Origin of the sequence: Pantoea sp. RG18, from assembly GCF_025910075.1 — a bacterium.
GTDB lineage: Bacteria > Pseudomonadota > Gammaproteobacteria > Enterobacterales > Enterobacteriaceae > Pantoea > Pantoea agglomerans.
Genome location: NZ_JAPCIL010000027.1, coordinates 71,341 through 94,544, shown reverse-complemented (window position 1 = coordinate 94,544; position 23,204 = coordinate 71,341). Strand labels below are relative to the sequence as shown.

Here is a 23,204-nt window from a genome sequence, read left to right as displayed (position 1 = left end):
TCGAGAGAAATAACCACTATGGTAAGTAGATTAACCGCTGTAGTGAGTGATAGTATCCACTGTATCGAGTAACAGCGGCTCTCGCCTGTTCACATCACGGATCTTCCTAATGCCAAGAAAAGAACCAGATATCCTGAACATAGCTGATGCGTTTAGCGAAACAGATAAACGTACAGGTGAAGTTGTTACTCTTACCCCCAACAGTAACAACACCGTCCAGCCGGTAGCATTGATGCGACTCGGTTTATTTGTTCCGACGTTAAAATCCACAGCGCGCAGTCAGAAAAACCAGATGAACGCCATGGATGTGACCCAGGATCTTAAACAGTTATCCCTGGTCAGGTCAGAAGGCTATGACAACATTAAGATTCTGGGTGCCCGCCTGGATATGGATAATGATTTCAAAACCTGGGTCGGGATCATTCGTGCATTCGCTACGCATGAGTGTCTGGGAGACACGGTAACGCTCTCTTTCGTTGAATTTGCCAAACTATGCGGCATACCCTCAGTGCGTCTCTCCTCGAAGCTCAGGAGCCGTCTGGATGCTTCGCTGACGCGTATTGCCTCTAACACCCTGACTTTTACCAGCAAGGGCGGAGAGAACTACACGACGCACCTGGTGCAGTCTGCGAAATACAGCATCAAGAAGGACACGGTAACGCTGCAGGCCGATCCCAAGATCTTTGAGCTGTATCAGTTCGACAGAAAGGTTCTGCTGCAGCTTAAAGCCATCAATGAGCTGGCACGCAAAGAGTCTGCTCAGGCGCTCTACACCTTCATTGAAAGCCTTCCGCCGAAGCCTGCGCCGATATCTATGGCGCGTCTGCGCGCAAGACTTAACCTGACATCGCGTGTGATTACCCAGAATGCCACCGTCAGAAAGGCCATGGAGCAGTTAAAAGAGATCGGCTATCTCGACTACACCGAAACCCGACGTGGCTCATCAGTCTACTTCTGGGTTCATTATCGTCATCCTAAGCTGCGCCCGGCCGAACTGCCGCTCAGTAAGTCAGGCCTGATCGATGATGAGATGGATGAGTTTGACGATCTTGATATCGATTCCGACGTAATTGACGTCAGCCTGCCTGAACCGGTGATTGAAGAGGATAGCAGTGAGCTGGTGATGGTCTCGCGTGAAGAAAAAGAGCTACTGAACAAAATCAGGAAGCAGAAGAAGCAATGACACGCTTTCTGCTAGCATGCTACTCCGCTTTCAATCTCTTATCGGGAACGCCGGGCTGAAACGCAATAACCACTGTAGCGAGTAACGTTACTCACTATAGTGGTTACCAGCACGACAGCAACATACGTAACGCCTGTCTGAACAGGGCTAATCGCGCTATTCATCACTCTCCATCGGCAGGACCTGAATTGAGCCCGGTGCTATGTATACTCTCTATAGTGGTTAGTCTCTCCCGGAAGAGCGGCCTCAAAAGCGTAATAGCCAGAATGAGACCCAATGTTCACTCGCTATAGTGGTTACTTACCTGATCACAGCACAGAAAGTACGCCCGTCATGAAGTATTCAAGCAGGCCGTGCAGGGGAATTGGTGTCATTACTCTACTCGCTATAGTGGTTATCTCCTCCGTTACCGCGCTTTTTCATCTCCGTTTTGTCCATCCAGGGTGAGTAAACTACTCGCTACAGTGGTTATCAGGTTGTTTTATCGCTAAAGCGTTCAGTTAATGATCAGATACTGGCGCTGATGAATGCGATATTCTCGCTACAGTGGTTGTTAATTGGGAGCAGAAATGAGGAGCTTACTCGCTATAGTGGTTGTTATTGTCACTGGCCTATGCTCGATATAGTGGTTACCTTAAATATAGTAAGCACTCACTATCATTTATTGCACTGTCAGTAAAAGACTTCCTGTTAAATTGCCAAATTCCCACACCTAAAAATGGTTACTCGCCACAGCCGTTAAACGGTGTGCCGTGCTTCAGATTTTTGCAGTTAAAGAGCTTAGCTGCATTCATAAAAGCACCTTTGCGAGGACCCACACAGGGCGGATTCTGCAATCAAGGGTCAAAATTCATTGTTGAGAGGGAGATCGGTTTTTTACTCGCTATAGTGGTTATGACTGAATGAAACCGTACCTGGAGTACCTGAAACAAAGGCTAATGCGCCTTCGCGCTGCAATTTAGAAGGACGGATGACGATTTACTTGCTCTGCTTACTCGCTACAGTGGTTTCCGAACCCTGAATATCGTTACTTACTCGCTACAGTGGATAGGCGATGAAGTTCGATCCTAAAAAGGATCCGCCACTGATTTGCTTACTGGAAGAGTTAAACAGGTAACTTTACTCGCTACAGTGGTTATCAAATAGAGCTAAGCCAGAATGAGTACAGAGATTAAGGTATGGCCAGAACCATCAGTAAGGCGCTGCCGTTATCCCTGTCACAAGAACGGGTCCGATGGGGGCGCGGGGGAGGGGAGGTGTTTAGCGGGGCCGCTGCGGCTTTGATACTGCTCTGCAGGACATCGGTGAAGAAAGCGGCCTCGCGCTGACGTACCGCTTTATCACCATTGGGACAGAGAGTGTTACATCGCCTCCCGGTATTCCGGCCAGGCAACGGATTGTGCTTCATAGCGCCCTGCGGCTGCGAACAGCGTGCCCTGGAAGTTGATCACACCTGCAGCCTCCAGCCACATCCACTCTTCTGCCTGTACGATCCCTGCTGCGATGACGGTAATTTCCAGCGCGGAACAGCATTTAATAATCGCCTGAACCACCGCCTGCTTTGGCCCACTGCGATGAACATCGCGGGTGATACCGGCATCAATACGAATGCGGTCGGGCTGAATGTGAGTCAGCAAGGACAATCCCGCAGAGCCGTCACCAAAATTGTCGATCGACAGACTGATTCCGACCGCTTTTAGCGCGCGTACGGCTTCAGAGAACGCTTCCAGCTGCGAGATCACTGCGGTTTCACTTACGCCAACTACAACCTGCTCAGGAACCAGTCCCGCCTGCTGAATAGCGGCCACAATATGATCGACGGCATTGGGTATCACTACAAGCGTCATAGGCAGCAGGCTGACGTACAGTGTCATACCGTCCGGGCAGACCAGGCCAGCATGGGCAAACGTCTTTTTCACGGTTTCCAGATCGTTAACATAAAGCTGATCGCCTGAGATGTCGTCGGCGGGAGCAGGTCGCAGAGTGGTCGCTTCAATCGCTGTGACCTGACGAGCGAGGGGATCCACCACCGGGCGAAAGCTGACGCCTTCTGTCTCCGGACGGGAGTCCGGCACATCATTGTGCTCAGAAATAAACTCCCAGTAACCCGGCGGGAGGACCTCGTAGTAGTTCTCTTTCTCACGAGACTCTACAAACGTGCGCAGGAATTGCAGTGCCCGATCATCATAGGTCAGACGATATTTTGACGTCCCTTTATCCAGCACGGCCTGCAGGAGCGATGAGCGATCGTGTTCACGCAGGTCAAAGAGTGCCATGCCCGCATTACCAAAGCGGCGGTAAGGCGCATAGTCGCGCATCAGCTCCACCACATTGTGGTGCCGTCGATCTGCACAAATTCTCTGATAGACTGCCTGAATGCCCGCTTCCGGACCCTCAAGCAATTGAAAAAAATGGGTACCGTTAAATAATAATATGCCGGTCACGTCGTGAGCCGCATTTATTTTGCTGGCGTTGTCGACCATTGCGGGCAGGGTTCTGATGGGAAAGTCATCTGAAATATGGCTGCGGTATATTATGGTAGTCAGCATGTGCAGCTCCGTTTTATAAGATTGTTGCGCACACGCTAGCATTGTTCAAAAAATGTTTCATCTCTACTTATTCACTGTCGCACAGACTGCACCATGGCAGGTGGCAGTAAGCGAAACGGCAAATTACGGGGCACGGTTCCAACAATCGTAATGGGATCAGAGACGCTGAACCTGAGCAGACGAACTTATGCTTACTGCATAATAAAAAAGCCGCCGTAATGGCAGCCTCATTGTATTGAAGGGGTAAATGTTATTTGATCAGTTCAGCAGAGACATAAGCTCGATTATCAACGCGTGCGCCGGTAATTTTATAGGATGCACCTGCATCTTTGGCCTGTGCCGCGACTTTAGCTTCAGCAGCATCCAGGGTAGACGCGGTAGCGGTAATAGTCTGGGCAAAACTACCGAATGAAATCAGAGAAAGTGCAGTAACAGCAACGAAAATTTTGATGGGGTTCATAGTCAATTCCTTAGCGTATTTCAGTCAGGGAGAGGCGTTTTGCCTCGATGGAATGAATGATAGGCGCGATCTCGCCAGACTGATATAGCTAACTTTTGCTGATATTGATCAAATATTTTGAATTATTACCATGGGGGGATATCAGAGATCGTTCAGATCGCTGAAAACGCAATCTGATATCAGATTGCGCCAGCTCCAGATTAATGACACTCGCCACGCAGCTTCCAGTGCAGCCAGTGATCCAATGCTTCTTCGTTTAACGGCTTCGAATAGAAATATCCCTGAGCCTGATCGCAGCCATACTCGGTCAGGGATGTTACTGCATCCGGACACTCAACCCCTTCTGCCACCACGGTATAGTCCAGCTCTTTAAGCATGGCGATGATGCTGCGTGCAATAATGCGTGAAGCCGTGTCAGAGGAAAGCTCACTGATCAGGGAACGATCCAGCTTAATCACATCAAGCGGCATGCGACGCAGATAACTGATATTGCTGTAGCCGGAACCGAAATCATCGAGTGAAATAGTGAATCCTCGTGCTCTGAGCATCTCCAGCCCGCGCAGGGCGGTCGGGCTTTCAAGGATACGTTCGGTTTCCAGACATTCGATTCCCAGCAGAGAGGTCGGGAGCTTAGATTTGACCATCTTACTTTCCAGTGCTGAAGCGAACCCCTCGCGCGCAAAGTCACGTACGCTGACGTTTATCGTTAGCGGCAGCTGGATACAGTTATTCCTCAGCCGGCTAAGGCGCTCAACCGCCCGATCGATAATCCAGGCTGTCAGCACAGAGAGCAGATCGGTCTGCTCAGCCAGCGGGATAAAGGCGGCAGGTGAAAGTTCGCCCCGGCTGGGATGTTGCCAGCGGATAAGCGCTTCCAGACCCACGGGTTTACCACTTTGCAGGCAAATTTTCGGCTGATAGACCATATACAGCCCGGTGTTCTCGCGTAATGCCGTTTTAAGATCGGTCATCAGCAGGAAATCTTCTGAACGCTGCGTTTCAGCCTCAGCGTCAAAGCGCTGAGAGGGCAGGCCGCGGCCAACCGCTTCATGCAGCGCACTGACCGCACGGCCTAATATTTCAGATGCTGGCATGCTGCCAGCGACAAAGTCAGCCTCACCGGTATGGGGAGTCAGCGCGACCGACAGACCTTCATCCATGTCCGCACTGATACCTTCCAGACGACCGGCTACCCACGCGGCACTGAGTCGGCTATCCGCTCGGGTCAGGATAGCAAAGCGGCCGGTGGCCACCGTATAGATCATCTCCCCAACCGCCGGACGCAGGCGCAGCGGCAGCAGAGTGGCCATATCTTTCAGCAGGCTCTCAACCGGGCTCATTCCCATGGTGCGGGCCAGTTCATAAGCACGCGACATATCGATGCAATCAATCAGAACCAGACGGCGTGGCGTGGTATCGCCGGCAACGGCAAGATATTGCAAATCACGTATCAGGCGCTGACGGTTAGGTAGCCCGGTCACCGGATCGGTAAAACCCGCCGAGTGCCAGGCTTCAAGAAAGGACATTACCAGCGTAGAGAGCAGCGTTAAGGTCGTCACCTGGTCACTGGGAAACGCATGCGGCTCGGTGTCGGTCACACATAGTGTGCCCAGAATAATGCCATCGCGTGTTTTCAGTGGCACACCGACATAAAAGCGGATAAAGGGTGAGCCAGTGATCAGGGGATGCGTGACAAAACGCGCATCGTAATAAGTATCAGGGACGATTACCGCACTGTCGCTATCAACCACGTGGCGACAAAGTGAATCCGCACGCGTTGAGCGTTGCAGTTCAAAATTGTGTGATGCCCGAACGGTCTGGAACTCGTCATCCAGCACCGATATAAAGCTGCCCGGGATACCCAGGGCCTGACTGGCTAACCGGACAAACTTCCGGAGAACTTCATCGCGGCTTTCATCAGGGTCGCGCAACGCCTGTAAGGCGCGGCTGCGGCGCTCATTGTCGCCGTTTAAATTGTTTAACATGTGTGTAGAACCCCCGCACCGGCTGATTACGGAGCGAAAAAAGAAAACTGTCCGGAGCGAAATGTGATTCGGGCGGCAGGAAATATGGCGTGATTTTTTATTTTCAACTGGATAATAAGGGACTATGCAGCGGGTGTCTCTTAATATTTTCTTTAACGCATTAAAGGGGTTGTTACGATTCGAAAATTTAATCGAAGATGCGCCTGATTATTTACATTTGTACATTTTATATAGCCAGGAGAGGGTTTTTACGGTTGTTAATGTTTATTTTCCGTCAGGAGATGAATAAGCATTCAGGGTGGTTAATGTTATTTCTAAGTCAGTTTTACAATTAAACAGGTCTGCAGCCAGAGACGGATCGCTATCCGCTGGTTGCTCAGGAAGATAACCTATTAAAAATACAGGTAAAAGCCTGAAAAAATGAAGACCGGCAGATATGACCTGTCAGTGTACTCCTGACTGCTATAGGTCAATCCACCGCAAGACTGCCAGTAACGCGTCGCTTCAGACAGTAATCAGTTTAACCTTTCATGCCGTGTGTGAATTGTGTCGGACGACGTGGCGGCGGGTTTTGCTCCAGCCAGTCACGAACCTGTTCGGTCCGCGGCCCTCGCTCGCGGATCGCGCGTGTCAGCCTTTCCTGAGTTGTCCTCAGTTCCTGGGTCCAGTAGGTGATTTGCCACTGTTCACGAATTTCCACCTGCGACAGATCGTCGGGCGAGCGACGCTGGATAGGATTTTTCATTCATTATCCTCCTCTTTTTCAATGATTCTGCCTGAACATGACCCTCAGGCTATACCTCTATCCTGATGAAGAAAGGGCGCTTGAGGTAGCGGAATAATCCCTGAATGGCCCTTAAGGCAAATAACAGGATAATTCCTGGCAGGAGGAATAAAGCACTCTATGGAAATAGAAAAGTCTCCGTCAGGGCGAAATATGCCGCTTCGCTTATAAAAAATCATGCATAATTTTTAAACCTGAAATTTGACATTTATTTAAAATAGTCAATTATTCTGTGGTCTTTTCGTTATGGCCGCTCTCAGGTTGCTTCGCTTTTATTGATGGTGAAGCGCTGTGCCTTTGCGGTTTAATCATGTTGAAGGAGTCTTTGTTTGGTGAATCGTCCCCCCAGGCCGCCTGTGGTCGTCCAGAGTAATGTGCGTGAACTTCGTCTTGCCGCCGGGCTCTCACAGCAGAGCGCTGCTGAGCGTTTTGACCTTAGCCTGCGCGTCTGGCAAACCAAAGAAGCCGCAGGTAACCCGACACTATTAAGTCAGGGAGAATATGAGTTGCTGTTATTACTGGCTGGCTGTCATCCCCATTTTGCTCTTGCACCTCAGAGCAAAAAGTAACGGCTGCGTTAATACCCTGAAATTTATTTCTGTGGTAACCGGCTGTCTGATAACGGTAAAAAAATTATATTTACCAACTTGAAAACTGACTACTGATCCCTATTTATGGAGATGATCGGAAATATGAGCCCGATCAGATGAACTTTTGGATGAACCTGTTCAGGAGATTATCACCATGTCAGTACAACAATTTTCAGTGTTCCCTTCGCTGTCTGATTCAGTCTTTTCAGACCGCTTTAATCGCATCGATAAATTGTTCAGTCAGCTTACTGGCGACAGCCCGGTAACGTCGGTTCCCGCTTACGATCTGCAGCGGGTAGAGGATAATCGCTATGCGTTGACCGTCAGTGTACCTGGCTGGAAAGAGCATGAACTGGAGATCGAGTTACGAGGCGGACGGCTTTCAGTGGCCGGTCACAGAGAGAAACCGTCACAGGAAGCGTCTGGCGAGGCGCGGGAAGAGAACACCAGCTGGATCCACCGCGGCATTTCCCGACACGATTTCCAGCTGAGCTTTTCCATTCCAGAGCACATGAAGGTCACCGGAGCCAGCCTGGCGGAGGGTCTGCTTAGCATTGATCTGATCCAGGAAATACCGGAGAGCGAGAAACCGCGCCGTATCCCGATTGCGATCGGCGGTCAGCGAACTCTTGAACATCAGTAACATGAACAGGGCGGAAACGGCACAGGCTGTTTCCGCCTTTTTATTCACTGGCAGGTAAGAAAGTCAAAAGAGTTCAGGCGCTGGCTGCCATAAGGCTGATTTGCGACGGTAAGCCGGTATTCGTTCCGGTCAGCATGATCGGTTCACCCGCCTCAAGACTGGAGTGAAATGCAGCCTTCATCGATGCACTGATACCATCACCACACCACATCAGATGATGCTCAAAGCGGCGTTGCGCCACGGCGGGGATACCTGACGCATCTGCTGCAACTTCAACCCGAAAGCCCTGTCCGTTAAGCCGTATCGCTTCCATCCAGATCTCGGTTTCATCTGTGACGCTGACTGCTTCAAGAAACAGCGGTACGGTGCTGCGTCGTTGTGAGGCCAGCGCCAGGCGCTCCCACTGACTGACTACCGCTGAATGAAAGCGCTGCTGGCGCCGCGCCGCACCTTCGCTGAGGTCAGTGCGCAGCCAGAGGTTGAGCGGCCGCAGGTAGCGATTAACATAATCATCACCACAATAGTCGGTATTCATCATCTGTAGTTCGCGATCAACATCTGCGTCCGTATTATGCGCCAGCAGATGCAACATATCCTCTTCCCGGCAGGCCCAGCCGCCAGGCAGCGCAACGCTGGGCCAGTTAAATGCAGTATGGATATCAAAGAGCGTATGACCCCCTGAGGTCATTTCACGCACACAGAGCGCACGCGTAAGCTGATTATCTGAGTAACCAGCAGGGCCAGGCGGCGTTATCAGCCCGGCACGGCGCCAGCGGCGCAGAGTTTCAGGAAGAACACCGACGAGACCACATACGGTGTCGGTAGAGTGCTGGGGCATAATTGATATCCGAAAGGCATTGAGATCCCATGAACAGGGAAGATGACGCAGTATGCGCGTCAGGAATAAATAAAGAAACAATCATTTCCAAAATCTGCTGGTGTATCGGGTGCTGAGATGGCAGTGGGTGAGGGGGATTAAACAGGGGTACAGGGCAGATGCCGGACGCAGAGACGCCCGGCGATTAAGCACACGTTACCAGTGGTACTTGTTGGAATCTTCCCACTCTTTCACTTCTTTTTCGGCACGATCTTTCTCGTAGCCGTAGCGTTCCTGAATTTTACCGACCAGCTGATCGCGCTTCCCTTCTACAACGGTCATATCGTCATCCGTAAGATCACCCCATTTTTCCTTAACTTTACCTTTGAACTGCTTCCAGTTACCGCCAATGCGATCTTCGTTCATGGTGACTCTCCCATTTCCGGTTGTTATCCAGTGACCTGATGAATATCTGTGTTGCCTGAAGGCTGTCAGATGAATCAAGCATGGCACAGCTTTTGCCTTTTGCAGCGAAGCGGTGTGAGCCGCATCAAATTATGGGCAAAAGGGAAGGAAAGGGGATTATCACGGCGGGGTCTATTCCGGGCGTCGTGCTGGCCAGCTTACTGCAGGCAGGGCATTGAGGGCTGGACGGGCAAACAGAAAGCCCTGGTAATAGCGCACCCCGGCACCTTCCAGCCAGAGCCACTCTTCAATTTTTTCAACTCCTTCCGCAATAACCGTAATTTCCAGCGCCTGACAGCATTTAATGATGGCCATCACAATCGCCTGACGCGGGCCACTGCGGTGGATATCGGTGATCAGCTTGCGATCGATTTTAACTTTGTCGGGCTGGAAATCGGCTAACAGCGACAGGCCGGCGAAACCGGCGCCAAAATCGTCGAGCGCCAGGCTGATCCCGGCCGCTTTCAGCTGCTGGACAGCAAACTGGAATGCGTCGAAGCGCGAGATGATCTCATCTTCGGTCACCTCAACCACCACCTGCTCTGGTCGCAATCCCTGCTGCCTGATCTGCTGGATAAGATGTTCAACAGCGTCGTCAATGACCACCAGCGACATGGGCAGCAGGTTGACGGAGAGCGTTTGCTCGCGCAACCCCAGATGCCTGGCCAGCTGGAAAGCGTAGGTTTTAGAGTGCAGATCGCCCTGATAGCGCTCGCTTTCTGGCAATTGCGAAAAGTAATCAGCGGGCGATGCGCCGTGCTGGCCACGTATCAAGGCTTCACAGGAGACAATCCGGCGATTCGCTGTATCCACAATAGGCTGTAGCGCAAATTCACAACGCTGACCCGGTGCCGGTTGCCAGGCTGGCTGAGATTCGGAGGTGACGGGTGTTGTCAGCGTCCACTGACTGGCAGGATCAATTTTGATAAACGTCTCTTTATCCCGCCCCTCGACGAAAGAACGCAGGAACTTCACCACCCGGTCATCTCTGATCCGTTCATCACTCAGGGTGACCCGCTTAAGCAGGGCATCCACTACGGTGTGTTTCTGATAATCACGTAAATCAAATAAGGCCATACCGGCATGACCGAAGCGACGCGCAGGGGCGTAATCCCGCATCAGCTCAATCAGGTTAAAATGCCGCTCATCCTGACTGATACGCTGGAAAACCGTGTGAACGTTGTCGACGCTACCCTCCAGCACCTGAAAAAAGTGCTGTCCGTCATAGAGCAGTATCCCGGTGACTTCAGCCTCAGCATTTTTGATACTGGCGCGCTCCACCAGCGCTTTCAATCTCTCTGGCGAGACAGAACCCGCAAGCTGGCTACGGTAAATAAGGGTGGAGAGCATAATCAGACTCACGTGGCAGAAAGTTACTGATTAAACATATCACAGAAATATTGCTGGTTAAGCGCACAACTACGACCATTATGCCGTTATATTTGCAGCATTAATTTAATCGTAGATTCAGGTAGTACTAAAGGATTCGACAATCAGGACATCAGATCGCAGTGCGGCAATAACCGGGCATAGAAATGAAGGGAAAAGAAAAACCCCCATAAAGTCGGGGGCGAACAGCAGATATAGCGCATTATTATAACGTTACAGCTTCCCTGGTGAGGCGCTGGTCAATCTGATATTGCCAGATTATTACGCACTTTTTATTCTCCTTACCACGTCATTCTGGCGAGGCTTTTAAGCGGGTAAAAATCCGTTTATTTGCTATTTCGGAAAATTGTTTTGAGATTCAATCCACTGTTTCAGGCTTCAGGCGATGTCAGCACAACCAATGAATTATCAGGTTACAAATCAACCACTTTTCCAGACACTCCCTTAACGTCATCAGCACAGTAGTCAGCAACGCATGAACGTTGTCGGTCTACAGAGACAATCAGATGTTGATATCTGCCTTATCTGAAAAAAGTGCCCCCTGTAAAAGGGGGCAAGGGTAGGAGTCAGATCGCTCTGTAAAAGAAGTGGATTTCATTACAGAGCCATTCAAAGATAGGGCAAAAACGATGTTTATGCCGCTACGGTTAACTCTTTTTTTAATTAGATATCAAACAATTAAAAAGCTAACAATATTCAATGGCTATTTAAATCAATACTTTAATCAGATATGAAAACGATTTCTAAGATTAGGATTAAAGTCCTGTTTCGGCTGCTGCTTCTGCTATAAATGGCCACAATTAAGCCATTGCTTAGCGATCTGAGACTGGTAAACAGAGCAGACTTGACCCTTAAAGCGAATAATTGTACTGTTTATATATACAGCATATTATCGATTGAGAGCCGGTGTGGGGTAGAGATGTCACAGGATGATGAGGTCTGGTCAGCATTCAAAGAGGCGGTGAGGCGGGATGATACCGGTCAGTGCACAGTGAGTACCCGGGATTTTGTGGCTGAACTGGAACAACGCAAATCACCTCACACGCTTCGGGCCGCGAATACCTGGATCGAGATGCATATCACGACTTTCAGTGATATCTCAATTGAGCCCGGAGAATGTCGATTGTTCCGTGTGCCTGCGGCGCGTGATTAAAACGTGCCGCAGCGCAGACAGGATAAGAAAGGCTTTCAGCCTGACTGCTGTAACAGATACAGGCTGAAGCAGGCATCAGAGCCTGGATGTGTTCCGACGCATGTCAGACCGATCCTGGAATTTAGGATTCGCGGGGAAGCTCTTCTCGCACGCCATGCGCGCCAGATTCAATGCGACTTTGCGTTTTTTAAGCTTTAACTTCGGCAACCACTCTTTGAACTGTGCCGTTAGCGACGCTGCCTGCTGCTCGTTGGTGACACGACAGATAAATAGCTTGCTCTTGGTCTGACGACTGACATCAATGGCATAGATCTCTACACCTGCGCTGCACACTTCATATTCAACATCCGTAAACTGCATGTGTGGCCAAAGACCGGTTCTGGTTTCAAATGTGGCTAAATCCATGACGACTACCTTTTTTTATTTTAAGCGTTATTGCTACCCAACAGACTAAAGCCTGGTCGGGCCAGTGAGCATAGACCAGATTCAGCATTCCGCCAGCGATTTCACTGATTTAATCTGGCCCTGACACAAAAGGCTAAAATCTCCTACCGTCGCCTGTTATCTGACAGGTAGCCAGTCATCCTTTTATCAGAAAATCTGATGACAGACTGTCATGCTGGTTTTTCACCCCTTCAGCTCTTCAGCTTTACAAGCCCTGCCTTTGCTGCGTCTGCGACGGTATCCCACGAATTTAAATCGCCTTTTCCTTAACAATTATCGTCAGCATCGCTGTTGAATTAGCGGGCTAATTATCAGATTCAAATGAATGGCTGCTTCCGCGTCATTGTGGCCATCCGGCAATGGAAATCTTCTGATAGACCATGTGGCAAATTTATCTCAGATGATGAGATGTAAAAAGGTGTGTCAAAATAAAAATGAATAAATGGCAGAGTAGTGTTCTGGCTAGTTCACTCTGTACCATTCGCAAGGAAAAATAAAAAAATATATTCGCCATGCTTAATTAAAGCCCTGCAGACAAGAGCCGATAAGAACGATCCAACTTTAAATTATGTCCAGATTATTCTTTTTTTGCCGGGGGCAAGTATGACTATTACACAACGTCTGGTATTGATTTTCTCACTGCTTGCAATGTCACTGATTGCGCTGGTGATTATCTCTTTATCAGTGATTTCGGGCTTTCAATCCCGCTTTGAATATGTACAGATGAACGCAATACCCAGCATTCGCGATCTCAATAAATCAATCAGCGTGACCAATCAGTTGGGTATTGCGCTTTATCGCCACCACAGCACCAGCGATGCGGCAAAATTCCCTGCTGCGGAAGAGCGCATTGAGAATCTGCTTACGCAGATTAAGTCGCTCAATGATTACTACATGGCTAACGACATCTCCAGCGATGAAGATAAGGCGATGACGGAACAGGCCTATAAAAATCTGGATGCGGTCCGCAGCGCATTGCCGGCATTTCTTGCCGCGTCACGCGCCCATAATGATGCGGTCACGCTGCCATTATTGCAGAGTGAGGGCGGTATTGGTGCCGCATCCCGTAAGATGGAAGCGGATTTCACCCGTCAGATTCAGCTGAATATCGATATTGGCGAACAGCTCAGGGCGGAGAACAAGCGCGTTTATAGCCAGACCCTGTGGGCGATGTCTGGCGGATCGCTTCTGCTTATTCTGATACTGGCCGGTTTCTCCACTAAGGTGATTCTCGGCATCAAAAAGAGCCTCTCAGGCATGGTCAATACCATGACGCAGGTGAGTCATACCCTCGACCTGACTCATACCGCGGAGGTCCGCAGTAAGGATGAGATCGGCAAAACGGCGATGGCATTTAATCAGCTGCTGGCACGCGTCTCCGGCACGTTGCTTTCCGTCAGTCACGCCGCGCAATCGGTGAGTACCGGATCAACGCAGATAGCGGCGGGCAACGAAGATCTCTCTGCACGCACGGAAGAACAGGCGGCTTCACTGGAGCAAACCTCAGCCAGCATGGCGACACTGAGCGAAACGGTGCGACAGAACTCAGAGGGTGCGCAACAGGCCAGTAGCCTGGCAAATAACGCGAATCACATGTCAATCCAGAATGGGACGGCGGTGAAGCAGATGCTCAGTACCATGGATGAAATCCGCGCCAGCTCTGCCAAAATCTCTGAAATTACCGGACTGATTGAAGGCATCGCGTTTCAGACCAATATTCTGGCGCTGAATGCGGCAGTCGAGGCAGCGCGTGCGGGCGAGCATGGTCGCGGCTTCGCTGTTGTTGCCTCTGAAGTGCGTAATCTGGCGCAGCGCTCCTCTTCTGCCGCCCGTGAAATTAAGGATCTTATCTCAACATCGGTTTCACAGGTCGAACACGGTTTAGAGCAGGCCAGTGGCGTTGGATCTAACAGTGAAAATGTCCGTCAGGCGATTCAGCAGGTGGCCGATCTGGTCAATGAGATTGCGGCGGCTACCTCTGAGCAGAGTAAAGGCATTGAACAGGTTCATCAGGCCATTGGTCAGATGGATGAAGTGACGCAACAGAACGCCTCACTGGTGGAAGAGGCCTCATCCGCCTCTAAGTCGCTGCAGGAGCAGGCAGAAACGCTGTCGGGACTGGTGGCGACCTTTAAGCTGGAAAGCAATCACCGTGCAGTGCAGTCGCAGCAGACCGTTGCAGTACGGCGTCCGGTATTACACGCAAAGCAGCCTGAGCAGCAGACCATCGACCTGACTAAGGCGAACTGGGAAAGTTTTTAATGGTTGAGCAGTAACTTAAGGGCCTCCACAATGTGGGGGCTTTTTTTTTATCATTAATCAGAATAAATAAACGACTTTTTCTGAAAATAAATATAAAATGAAATCGATTTCATTATAAAAGTGCAGGTAACTCTTTAGGGTTATAAGGTTTAAATTGGAATTTGCCGGGCGTAGATATTTGTTTTGATAGTCTGGTGATAATGAGTCAGATACAGGCAGGATGTCAGTTATCGGCTATTCATGACGCAACTTGAATTTCTTTATCTTCAAAACAATAACGCTGAAGTCAGGCTTGTGGCTTAATGATTTTTGCCATGTGTTTTTATTTCAATTTTATGATTTTTAAGGATATTTTTTAAGTTTGGCTTAGGTGAATATTGAAGTAAATATTGTCATTTTATTCACTGTAAAATAACGCAGCGCAATCTATACTCCCTTCCGTGTTATATGTACTTCTGATTTTTATACGAAACTCCTTTCTTCATAGCGACATTGTGCTGCATGAGGCATCTCTGGCTATGTCAAAGAAACGGTAAAAATAATATTACGAAAGCTATTTCGTGCGCTACACACCTGCACGTCTCACACATCAGAGCGGAAAAGAATGAAAAAAATACTCGACCGGATTAATTTGCCAGCGAAATTCCTGTTACTCGGATCCTTTGCGCTGGTGCTGTTTATTTTACCCACCTTTCTGTTTATTCAGACGGGCAATCAGCTTATCGATACAAAGAATGTGGAACTGACCGGTATACCGGTCGAAAGAAAGGTGCTCAAGTTGCTGAACCTGCTGCAGCGGCACCGTGCGGAAAGCGCGATCGCTATCTCGCTGAACAAGCCAGATAACGCGCCACGTATGGCGTTGGTCAGTGAGGTTAATCGCTTATCTCAGACGATTGCTGACGAATTACGTCAGAATAATGAGCAGGCGCAGCCGCTGAAACGGCTGGAGCGGGTTAATCAGGAGTGGAGCCAGCTGCAGAACGATATTAACGCGGGCAAACTGACCCTGGCAACCAGCCTGACGCGACATGCTCAGCTGATTCAGTCGCTGCTCGATACGAACCAGGATGTGCTTGATTTCTATCAGCTATCGCTGGATGCCGATCTGAATACCTACCAGCTGATTGTCAGCATCTTTAGTCGCCTGCCGCAGCTAACTGAAACGCTGGGACAGATTCGTGCTAGCGGCACGTCGCTGATTGCAGGTGGGAATGTGTCGGATGCCGATCGCAGCCGCATGGCATTTCAGCTTGATTATGGCAAAACGGCGCTGAGGCAGTTTAGCGGCAATATGGATAAAGTATTTTCCATTGAGCCAGAGCTTAAAACTACCTTTGGCAATCTGGCACAGGATGCGAACCAGCAGGCGCTGAGTGCGCTGAATCTGGCTGATAGTGTCTTTGTCAGCGGTCACGCCAGCGTGACGCCGGTTGACTATGTGCGGGTCTTTACCCAGGCGATTAACCGTTACGGCGAGCTGGGTGAACAAACCAGCCATCGTCTGGAAGGAATGATGCAGACGCAGATCCAGGAACGCCGCTATGCGCAGTATCTGTTACTGGCAGGTCTGTTTGCTGTCGCGCTGCTGGCCATTCTGCTGGCCGTCATGATTACCCGTTCAGTGACCCGGCCGGTTAAAGAAGCGGTCGAAGTTGCCAGCCGTGTCGCGGCGGGCGATCTGACGGCACAGCTGAACGTTTCCGGCAGCAATGAGATGGCTGAGCTGCTGAATGCACTGATGCGGATGCAGCAGCGTCTTGCTCAGCTGGTGTCGGATATCAAAGGTAACGCGGCTACCATCGCCAACTCCTCAGAAGAGATTGCCCGTGGCAATGGCGATCTGTCGTCGCGCACCGAGCAACAGGCGGCTTCACTGGCTGAAACGGCTGCCAGCATGGAGCAGCTGGCGGCAATCATTCAGCAGAACGCGGATAACACGCGCTTTGCCTCTGCCCGTGCAGAATCTGCCACGCAGGCTGCACTCTCCAGTGGTGCAGCGATGGATTCGGTGATGGAGACCATGCACAAAATTCGTGGCAGCTCAGGTAAAATTGAAGAGATTACCTCGGTGATCGACAGTATCGCCTTCCAGACCAACATTCTGGCACTGAATGCGGCCGTTGAAGCGGCACGCGCTGGTGAGCAGGGTAAAGGTTTTGCGGTCGTCGCGTCGGAAGTGCGGGCACTGGCACAACGTTCAGCCAGTGCAGCTAAAGAGATCAAGGGTCTGATTGAGCAGTCGGTCGGCCACGCGCAGGAAGGGATCGCCATGGCGCAGAACGCAGGCGATAAGGTGAAACAGAGCGTCAGCGCCATTGAACAGACCTCTCAGCTGATGCGCGACATCACTTCTTCATCCGAAGAGCAGAGCAGTGGTATCTCGCAGGTCAATATCGCGGTAAACCAGATGGATCAGGTGACGCAGCAGAACGCCGTGCTGGTTGAAGAGTCGGCCTCATCAGCTGATGAACTCGCCGCGCGCGCAGGGCAGTTACGTACGATGGTTGCGGTGTTCCAGACTGCATAATGATGTTAAACAGCCGCCTATGGGCGGCTATTCTCTTCTCAGCGTTTATAGCCTGCTAGGCCTGATGATCCTGCAGACAGGCCAGATACTTCTCTCCCGACCGCATCACCTTCTCTTTTGCCTGCTGATGGATATCCTGCCCTTCAAACGCGCCATACAGTTGCCCGAATGTCACGCCGGAGAGCCGATGCAGTATGTCGCCTACCGTAGCGGCTGACAGCGGCAGCATATTCGGGTAGCTCCACATAAACGAAACGCCATGCGCACCCGGAGTGACCTGGATAATATCACCCGCCAGAATCATCCCATCACCTTCGTCCCAGTGCAGCACGCTGCCGCCGGGAAAATGACCGCCCAGCCGTAACAGCGTCACAGAGGGCATCAGCGTCAGCGACTCGCCCTGCCATAACTGGATATGCGGACTCTTCCGCACAATCCATTGACGATCGCGGGCGTGCAGATGAATGGGCGCATTAAACGCTTCAGCCCACTCCTGCATGGTGGTGTAGTAGTGCGGATGTGAAATGGCGATAGCATCAATGCCGCCCAGCGCCGCGATCAGCGTATAGGTGGCATCATCAAGGTTGGCAATGCAGTCCCACAGCACGTTGCCGTGCGGCGTGCGCAGCAGAAAAGCGCGCTGGTTGATGGCAAACTCAGGCACGGTTTTAAGACTTAACAGCGCATCGCTGTGAGCCGTCCACTTATTGGCGTGGCTGGCGCGCAGTTCATCAAACGCGATCCAGCGCTGACCGGCGGCTGGAACGTACTGGCGTTCATCATCACAGATTTTACAGTGCTGATGAGTGGAATGAGCGGGATAAGCTGTTCCGCAGGCGGTACATAACATCGTCATGGTGATCTCCTTTGTCTCCCTCAATCTTATGCACACCTGCGAAAACCGCACTTTCCTGACGCCATTTTGTTACGCGATTACGGCTGGCGGCGAAGGGTAATCCGGGTGAGTTCTGAGGGACGACCCAGCCTCACCGCCATGCCTGGCCAGAGTGCCGTGCCGTTATTCACATAGAGCTGCATTCCGCCGACCTGATAAAGCCCGGAAACAAACCCGGCGTTGGGTTTAGCAAACAGCCTGTCCAGCCCGATAATCAGGCCGCCATGCGTATGTCCTGAGAGCTGCACATCCACGCCCTGCGCTGCGTTCTGGCGTGCATTGCGTGGCTGGTGATCCAGCAGGATTACCGGCGCGTTTTCAGGTGCCTGTTCCAGCGCGCGGGCCAGATCCGGGCCGACCGCGTTTCTGCCGGGTGCGGAGGCGTCCGGCAGGCCGGCAATCACCAGCTTTGCGGTTCCGCGCTGGATCACGGTATGGCTGTTGAGCAGAGGTTGCAGACCCAGTGAGGCCAGATGCGCCGTCCAGATTGCCTGATGGAAGAAATATTCATGGTTGCCGGTGATAGCCCATACGCCGTCAGGCGCTGCCAGCCCGCGCAGCGGCGCAACGTCCTGCCGCCGATGCGCCAGGCTGCCATCGATCACATCGCCCGTGACCACAATCAGATCGGCTTTGAGAGACATTGCCCGTTCAACCATTGCGGCGGTCCAGGCCGCATTAAACAACCGGGTGATATGCAGATCGGTCAGCTGCAGCAGCTGATAGCCATCGAATTCAGCGGGCAGATTGGGCAGCGTAAGGGTCACCTCTTTGACTGGCGGCACGCGTATCGCCTGCTGAACGCCAAAGGCAGCCAGCCCCATCGCCAGCACTACGGCCAGATAGCGAACACCGGGAACCAGCTCCAGCGGATGACGCAACAGCAGGGCAATCAGCATGACCGCATCCATCAGCATCTGAAGCAGCGCCAGCAGCAGCACGGTGCTGTACGCCCAGTTAAACAGAATGATGATGATGCGGGGCATTTCAGCGGAGAAGATCCCGCCCGAGGTAAAACGGCTCACCAGAAGATATTGTGACGCCAGCAGCACCAGAGCGGAGAGCAGGATCTTTACGACAAGTGGCAGGGACAAAGGAATAATGACGCGCGCAATTACATACCAGCTGGGTAAGCTGAAAATCAGGTGAAACATGGCAGTTTTCCGGTAGGGCGCTGAACATCTGCGCAGGCAAAAAAGAGTCGATCGTTTATAGAGCCGTTTTCAGGACTGTAGTGTATATGATGTTACCGTCAGGCTTGCTTCACGTCGGGTGCTTTACAGGCGGTAAAGCAGGCAGAGAGGATCGATAAAACTTCAGGGCGCAACAATGAAAACAGCGTGACCGGAGCACCGGCCACGCTGGCAACATTCACGTATTGAGACGCCTGACTAGCGTAAAACGCCTGAGGTCGTCCGGGTCTCGTCAGTGACACGCTTCATGGATATCGGAATGCTTTTATAGGCGGGAATGCCGCTTTTAGTATCGTGGCTGTCGAGCGGAACCATCACATTGGCCTCCGGATAGTAAGCGCCGACCGAACCTGGGGCCATATCAATAATCACGATGGTCAGGTTTTTCATCTGGCGCGAAGTGGGATTGCCATCCGGGTCCAGCGCCATCAGATCGACACGGTCACCGACCCGTAACTGTCGCTTCTCCGCCTCTTCCGCATTGATAAACAGCACATCGCGGCGGCCTGTCACGCCACGATAGCGGTCATTCAGCCCGTAAAGCGTGGTGTTGTACTGATCGTGACTGCGCAGGGTAGTGAGCACCAGATCATGGCACTTCAGCGAGCGGGGATCTTCATTGATGCCCTGCATCACTTTAAACTGCGCACGGCCAGATGGCGTCAGCCAGACCCGTTCTGATGCGGCGTTATAGAGCCGGAAACCGCCCGGATGCTTAATCCTCTCATTGAAGTTTTCAAACGCCGGGAACACCGCTTCAATGGCATCGCGGATGCGGCTGTAATCGGCTGCCATGGCTGACCAGTCAACCACGCTGTCCGGCAGCGTTGCCTTCGCCAGTGAGGCGACCAGCGCCGGTTCAGACTTAAGATGGGGTGAGGCGGGATCCAGCGAACCGCGTGAGGCATGCACCATCGACATCGAATCTTCCACGGTGACGCTCTGCGCGCCGGTTGCCTGAACATCGGTCTCTGTTCGGCCCAGCACCGGCAGCAGATAATTATGTTTACCCAGTAACAGGTGCGAGCGGTTCAGTTTGGTCGCCATATGTACCACCAGATCAAGATTGCGCATCGCCGGGAACGTGACCTGTGGATCGGAAATCGCTTCCGCCAGGTTGCCGCCCAGACACAGCAACGCTTTGGCTTTGCCGTCGCGCATCGCCTTTATTGCTTCAATGGCGCCGTGACCATGCTTCTGCGGCGGGCGGAAACCAAACACCCTCTCTATGCCATCCAGCAGCGACTGCGGCGGGATCTCTGTGATGCCCACTGTGCGGTCGCCCTGCACATTGGAGTGACCGCGTAACGGACAGATACCTGCACCCGGCTTGCCGATATTGCCGCGCATCAGCAGCAGGTTAGCGATTTGCTGCACGTTCTGAGTGCCGTACTGGTGCTGAGTAATTCCCATGCCATAACAGATGATGGTACGTTCAGCGCTGGCGTACAGCCGGGCGATATGCTGGATTTCCTCACGCGCCATGCCCGAGACTTTCAGGATATGCTCCCAGTCCGTGCTTTCCAGGTCGGCTTTCAGGGCGTCAAAGCCTTCAGTGTGCTCAGTAATAAATGCTTCATCAATCACGCCGGGTTCGCCTTTGCTCAGCGCCTCCTCGTGCATCGTGAGCAGGATCTTCATCACCCCTTTCAACATCGCTGCGTCACCGCCAACCCTGACCTTGTAGTAGGTCGATGCCAGCTCAGTGGAGCTCATTGACAGCATCTCAATCGGGCTCTGCGGCGAAGTAAAGCGCTCCAGCCCACGTTCACGCAGCGGATTGATCGCCACAATAGTGGCACCGCGTTTCGACACTTCCCGTAGCGTGCCCAGCATGCGCGGATGGTTGGTACCTGGATTGTGACCGATACAAAGCACCAGGTCGCAGTGATCAAAATCTTCCAGCTCTACCGTTCCTTTGCCGACGCCAATTGACTCCGGCAGCCCGACACTGGTCGGTTCATGGCACATGTTTGAGCAGTCGGGGAAGTTATTGGTGCCATATTCGCGGGCGAAAAGTTGCCACAGAAACGCCGCTTCATTGGAGGCGCGTCCCGAGGTATAAAACTCTACGCTGTCCGGATCGTCGTAGCTGCGCAGATGCTCTCCAATCTCCCGGAACGCCGTCTCCCATTCGATGGGCTGATAGGTATCCGTAGCGGCATCGTACTTCATCGGATGGGTCAGGCGGCCTTCGCCCTCCAGATGCAGTGCGCTGCGCTCCCACAGTTCAGTCACGGTATGAGCGGCAAAAAATTCCGGTGTGGTGCGTTTGCTGGTCGCTTCCCAGGAGACGGCTTTTGCGCCGTTTTCGCAGAACTCAAATGATGAGGCATGTTGCGGGTCGGGCCAGGCGCAGCCCGGACAGTCAAAGCCCTGCGGCTGGTTGACTTTGAACAGGGCGATCACATCCTGTTTCACAGACATCTGGCCGCGGATAGCATCGGCAACCGCCTTCAGTGCGCCCCAGCCTCCGGCGGCACCCCCATAAGGAGCGATGCCATTTGTGCGATTTTGCTCTTTCATAATGCTCCACATTGTCTCTGTTGTTATTTGTTAAGCCTGGTACAGAAATAGTTGCAACAACGTGGAAACCGGCTGTTATTCAGGGAAATTATTTCTCAAAATGTTTCGACAGTCCGAAACGTAAGCCGCAAATCAGTTCAGCACATCAGATGAAGCGCAGCGCATCCGGGCTGTTGCAGAATAAGCGGCGCGCGAGTTCCGCCGACAGGGTGATGGTGCAGCGAAAGGGTGAAGGATAAATCTTTACCATCAGATAACGGCGGGTAAGTGAGCCAGTTTCTTCAGGGCTGGACGGCGATCGCAGTAACGCACTCCATGTCTGAACAGATGCGCCATAATCCGGAGAGCAACCTTATGAAAAGAGCCTTACTTTTTCTGATCTTACTTTCCACCTATAGTCTGATACCCGCTAAAGCCAGTGGCCCGGTTCGGGCAGGAGAGCTGCGTCCCATGAAGATTATTATGACGATCAACCATCAGTCGTATGAGATTGCGCTGGCGGATAACGCCACCGCGGAAGCATTTGTACAGCAACTCCCGCTGACCATGACGATGGAGGAGCTGAACGGCAATGAGAAGTTTGCAGACCTGCCTGCTGCTCTTAATAGCGATCCGCATAAACCCGGCACGATCCAGCAGGGCGATGTGATGCTGTATGGCAATAAGACGCTGGTTCTTTTTTACGAGACATTCCAGACCTCCTATAGCTACACGCCAATAGGAAAGGTGCTGTCGACAGATAGCCTCAAAAAGCGTGTCGGTGAGGGGGGGATTGACGTACGGTTCTCCCGGCCATAACTGATATCAAAATCTGAAATAACCGGCTGGTAAAGGATTCATATCGCGCTGAGTCTGGCCAGGGTGGCATCTGGCATGACGGACTACGTTATGTTCTGGCCGCGGCCAGACATTGTGATTCTCTTCGGGAAGCGACACTGTCAGGCCGGTCGGCCAGCCTGACAGTTCAGCCATTACTTCTTCTTATTCAGCATCGACTTCAGGTCAGCAAAGGGATTGTAGGTGGCCTCACCAACATCTTTTTGTGCGTCCTCGCCAGCCACTACACGGGTGCCATACTGGTCAGCCTCGGTGTACTTTGAGTGCTCGTGGTCATGACAATAGAGACACAACAACTCCCAGTTACTGCCATCTTCCGGGTTGTTGGTGTGGTCGTGATCGATATGGTGAACCGTCAGTTCGCGCAGGTTTGAATAAACAAACTCGCGTGAGCAGCGTCCACACACCCACGGATAGATTTTAAGTGCTTTCTCACGGTAGCCGCTTTCCAGCCGCGTGTAGTTTTTAGGGATCAAAGCCATTGCCGGGATAACCTGTT

Annotated in this window: 19 protein-coding genes; 7 read left to right on the top strand and 12 right to left on the bottom strand. The window is 51.8% G+C overall.

The genetic code is table 11. The features are described from left to right. Window positions 1-109: 109 nt before the first annotated feature. A complete protein-coding gene (locus OK409_RS22040) occupies window positions 110-1,183 on the top strand; it encodes a RepB family plasmid replication initiator protein (protein WP_010256943.1) in 1,074 nt (357 codons plus the stop codon). Window positions 1,184-2,544: 1,361 nt separating this feature from the next. Here the strand turns inward: OK409_RS22040 and OK409_RS22035 are convergent. The 4 genes from OK409_RS22035 to OK409_RS22020 all read right to left on the bottom strand — a co-directional run bounded on the left by OK409_RS22035 (window position 2,545) and on the right by OK409_RS22020 (window position 6,922). Then, the gene (locus tag OK409_RS22035) at window positions 2,545-3,732 is read right to left on the bottom strand and encodes a diguanylate phosphodiesterase (RefSeq protein ID WP_022624234.1); all 1,188 of its coding nucleotides are present in this window, start codon (window positions 3,730-3,732) and stop codon (window positions 2,545-2,547) included. A 250-nt stretch (window positions 3,733-3,982) separates the two neighbouring features. Further along, complete coding sequence (locus OK409_RS22030) at window positions 3,983-4,192, bottom strand: YdgH/BhsA/McbA-like domain containing protein (protein ID WP_033759908.1); 210 nt, start codon at window positions 4,190-4,192, stop codon at window positions 3,983-3,985. A 200-nt stretch (window positions 4,193-4,392) separates the two neighbouring features. Beyond that, entirely contained in the window at window positions 4,393-6,177 is a 1,785-nt protein-coding gene (locus tag OK409_RS22025; RefSeq protein WP_010256951.1) for a GGDEF and EAL domain-containing protein, read from the bottom strand. Window positions 6,178-6,697: 520 nt separating this feature from the next. After that, entirely contained in the window at window positions 6,698-6,922 is a 225-nt protein-coding gene (locus OK409_RS22020; RefSeq protein WP_010256955.1) for a DUF3606 domain-containing protein, read from the bottom strand. 368 nt (window positions 6,923-7,290) lie between these two features. Between OK409_RS22020 and OK409_RS22015 the strand changes: the two genes are divergently transcribed. Continuing rightward, window positions 7,291-7,530, top strand: coding sequence for a hypothetical protein (locus tag OK409_RS22015; protein ID WP_022624236.1), 240 nt, complete (start codon window positions 7,291-7,293; stop codon window positions 7,528-7,530). Between the two features lie 175 nt (window positions 7,531-7,705). Next, window positions 7,706-8,194: an Hsp20 family protein gene (locus tag OK409_RS22010; RefSeq protein ID WP_010256958.1), complete on the top strand. Its 489-nt coding sequence runs from the start codon at window positions 7,706-7,708 to the stop codon at window positions 8,192-8,194. Between the two features lie 73 nt (window positions 8,195-8,267). Here the strand turns inward: OK409_RS22010 and OK409_RS22005 are convergent, their stop codons facing one another. From OK409_RS22005 to OK409_RS21995, 3 genes are all read right to left on the bottom strand, one after another. After that, window positions 8,268-9,032, bottom strand: coding sequence for a MerR family transcriptional regulator (locus OK409_RS22005; protein ID WP_010256962.1), 765 nt, complete (start codon window positions 9,030-9,032; stop codon window positions 8,268-8,270). A 195-nt stretch (window positions 9,033-9,227) separates the two neighbouring features. Beyond that, window positions 9,228-9,437, bottom strand: a complete 210-nt coding sequence (locus OK409_RS22000) for a CsbD family protein (protein ID WP_010256969.1) — start codon at window positions 9,435-9,437, stop codon at window positions 9,228-9,230. A 171-nt stretch (window positions 9,438-9,608) separates the two neighbouring features. After that, the gene (locus tag OK409_RS21995) at window positions 9,609-10,826 is read right to left on the bottom strand and encodes a diguanylate phosphodiesterase (RefSeq protein WP_010256973.1); all 1,218 of its coding nucleotides are present in this window, start codon (window positions 10,824-10,826) and stop codon (window positions 9,609-9,611) included. Window positions 10,827-11,784: 958 nt separating this feature from the next. Here OK409_RS21995 and OK409_RS21990 point away from each other — a divergent pair. Next, window positions 11,785-12,018 carry a hypothetical protein gene (locus OK409_RS21990; protein ID WP_033781058.1) on the top strand — a complete coding sequence of 78 codons (234 nt, stop codon included), beginning with the start codon at window positions 11,785-11,787 and terminating at the stop codon, window positions 12,016-12,018. A gap of 75 nt (window positions 12,019-12,093) precedes the next feature. Here the strand turns inward: OK409_RS21990 and OK409_RS21985 are convergent, their stop codons facing one another. Then, the gene (locus OK409_RS21985) at window positions 12,094-12,423 is read right to left on the bottom strand and encodes a hypothetical protein (protein WP_010256979.1); all 330 of its coding nucleotides are present in this window, start codon (window positions 12,421-12,423) and stop codon (window positions 12,094-12,096) included. 642 nt (window positions 12,424-13,065) lie between these two features. Between OK409_RS21985 and OK409_RS21980 the strand changes: the two genes are divergently transcribed. Both OK409_RS21980 and OK409_RS21975 read left to right on the top strand, forming a co-directional pair. Continuing rightward, complete coding sequence (locus tag OK409_RS21980; RefSeq protein ID WP_050680263.1) at window positions 13,066-14,724, top strand: methyl-accepting chemotaxis protein; 1,659 nt, start codon at window positions 13,066-13,068, stop codon at window positions 14,722-14,724. A 604-nt stretch (window positions 14,725-15,328) separates the two neighbouring features. Further along, the gene (locus OK409_RS21975) at window positions 15,329-17,254 is read left to right on the top strand and encodes a methyl-accepting chemotaxis protein (protein ID WP_010671948.1); all 1,926 of its coding nucleotides are present in this window, start codon (window positions 15,329-15,331) and stop codon (window positions 17,252-17,254) included. 55 nt (window positions 17,255-17,309) lie between these two features. On the opposite strand, the gene OK409_RS21970 is transcribed toward OK409_RS21975, so the two are convergent. The 3 genes from OK409_RS21970 to OK409_RS21960 all read right to left on the bottom strand — a co-directional run bounded on the left by OK409_RS21970 (window position 17,310) and on the right by OK409_RS21960 (window position 21,868). Further along, window positions 17,310-18,110: an MBL fold metallo-hydrolase gene (locus tag OK409_RS21970; protein WP_010671947.1), complete on the bottom strand. Its 801-nt coding sequence runs from the start codon at window positions 18,108-18,110 to the stop codon at window positions 17,310-17,312. Window positions 18,111-18,187: 77 nt separating this feature from the next. Continuing rightward, window positions 18,188-19,303, bottom strand: a complete 1,116-nt coding sequence (locus OK409_RS21965) for a metallophosphoesterase (protein WP_033770144.1) — start codon at window positions 19,301-19,303, stop codon at window positions 18,188-18,190. 237 nt (window positions 19,304-19,540) lie between these two features. After that, on the bottom strand, window positions 19,541-21,868 hold the full coding sequence (locus tag OK409_RS21960; protein ID WP_010671945.1) for an FdhF/YdeP family oxidoreductase: 2,328 nt from the start codon (window positions 21,866-21,868) through the stop codon (window positions 19,541-19,543). A 267-nt stretch (window positions 21,869-22,135) separates the two neighbouring features. Between OK409_RS21960 and OK409_RS21955 the strand changes: the two genes are divergently transcribed. Beyond that, the gene (locus OK409_RS21955; protein WP_235194763.1) at window positions 22,136-22,666 is read left to right on the top strand and encodes a cyclophilin-like fold protein; all 531 of its coding nucleotides are present in this window, start codon (window positions 22,136-22,138) and stop codon (window positions 22,664-22,666) included. 173 nt (window positions 22,667-22,839) lie between these two features. On the opposite strand, the gene yajD is transcribed toward OK409_RS21955, so the two are convergent. After that, on the bottom strand, window positions 22,840-23,187 hold the full coding sequence (yajD, locus tag OK409_RS21950) for an HNH nuclease YajD (RefSeq protein ID WP_003850685.1): 348 nt from the start codon (window positions 23,185-23,187) through the stop codon (window positions 22,840-22,842). Between the last annotated feature and the right edge of the window lie 17 nt (window positions 23,188-23,204).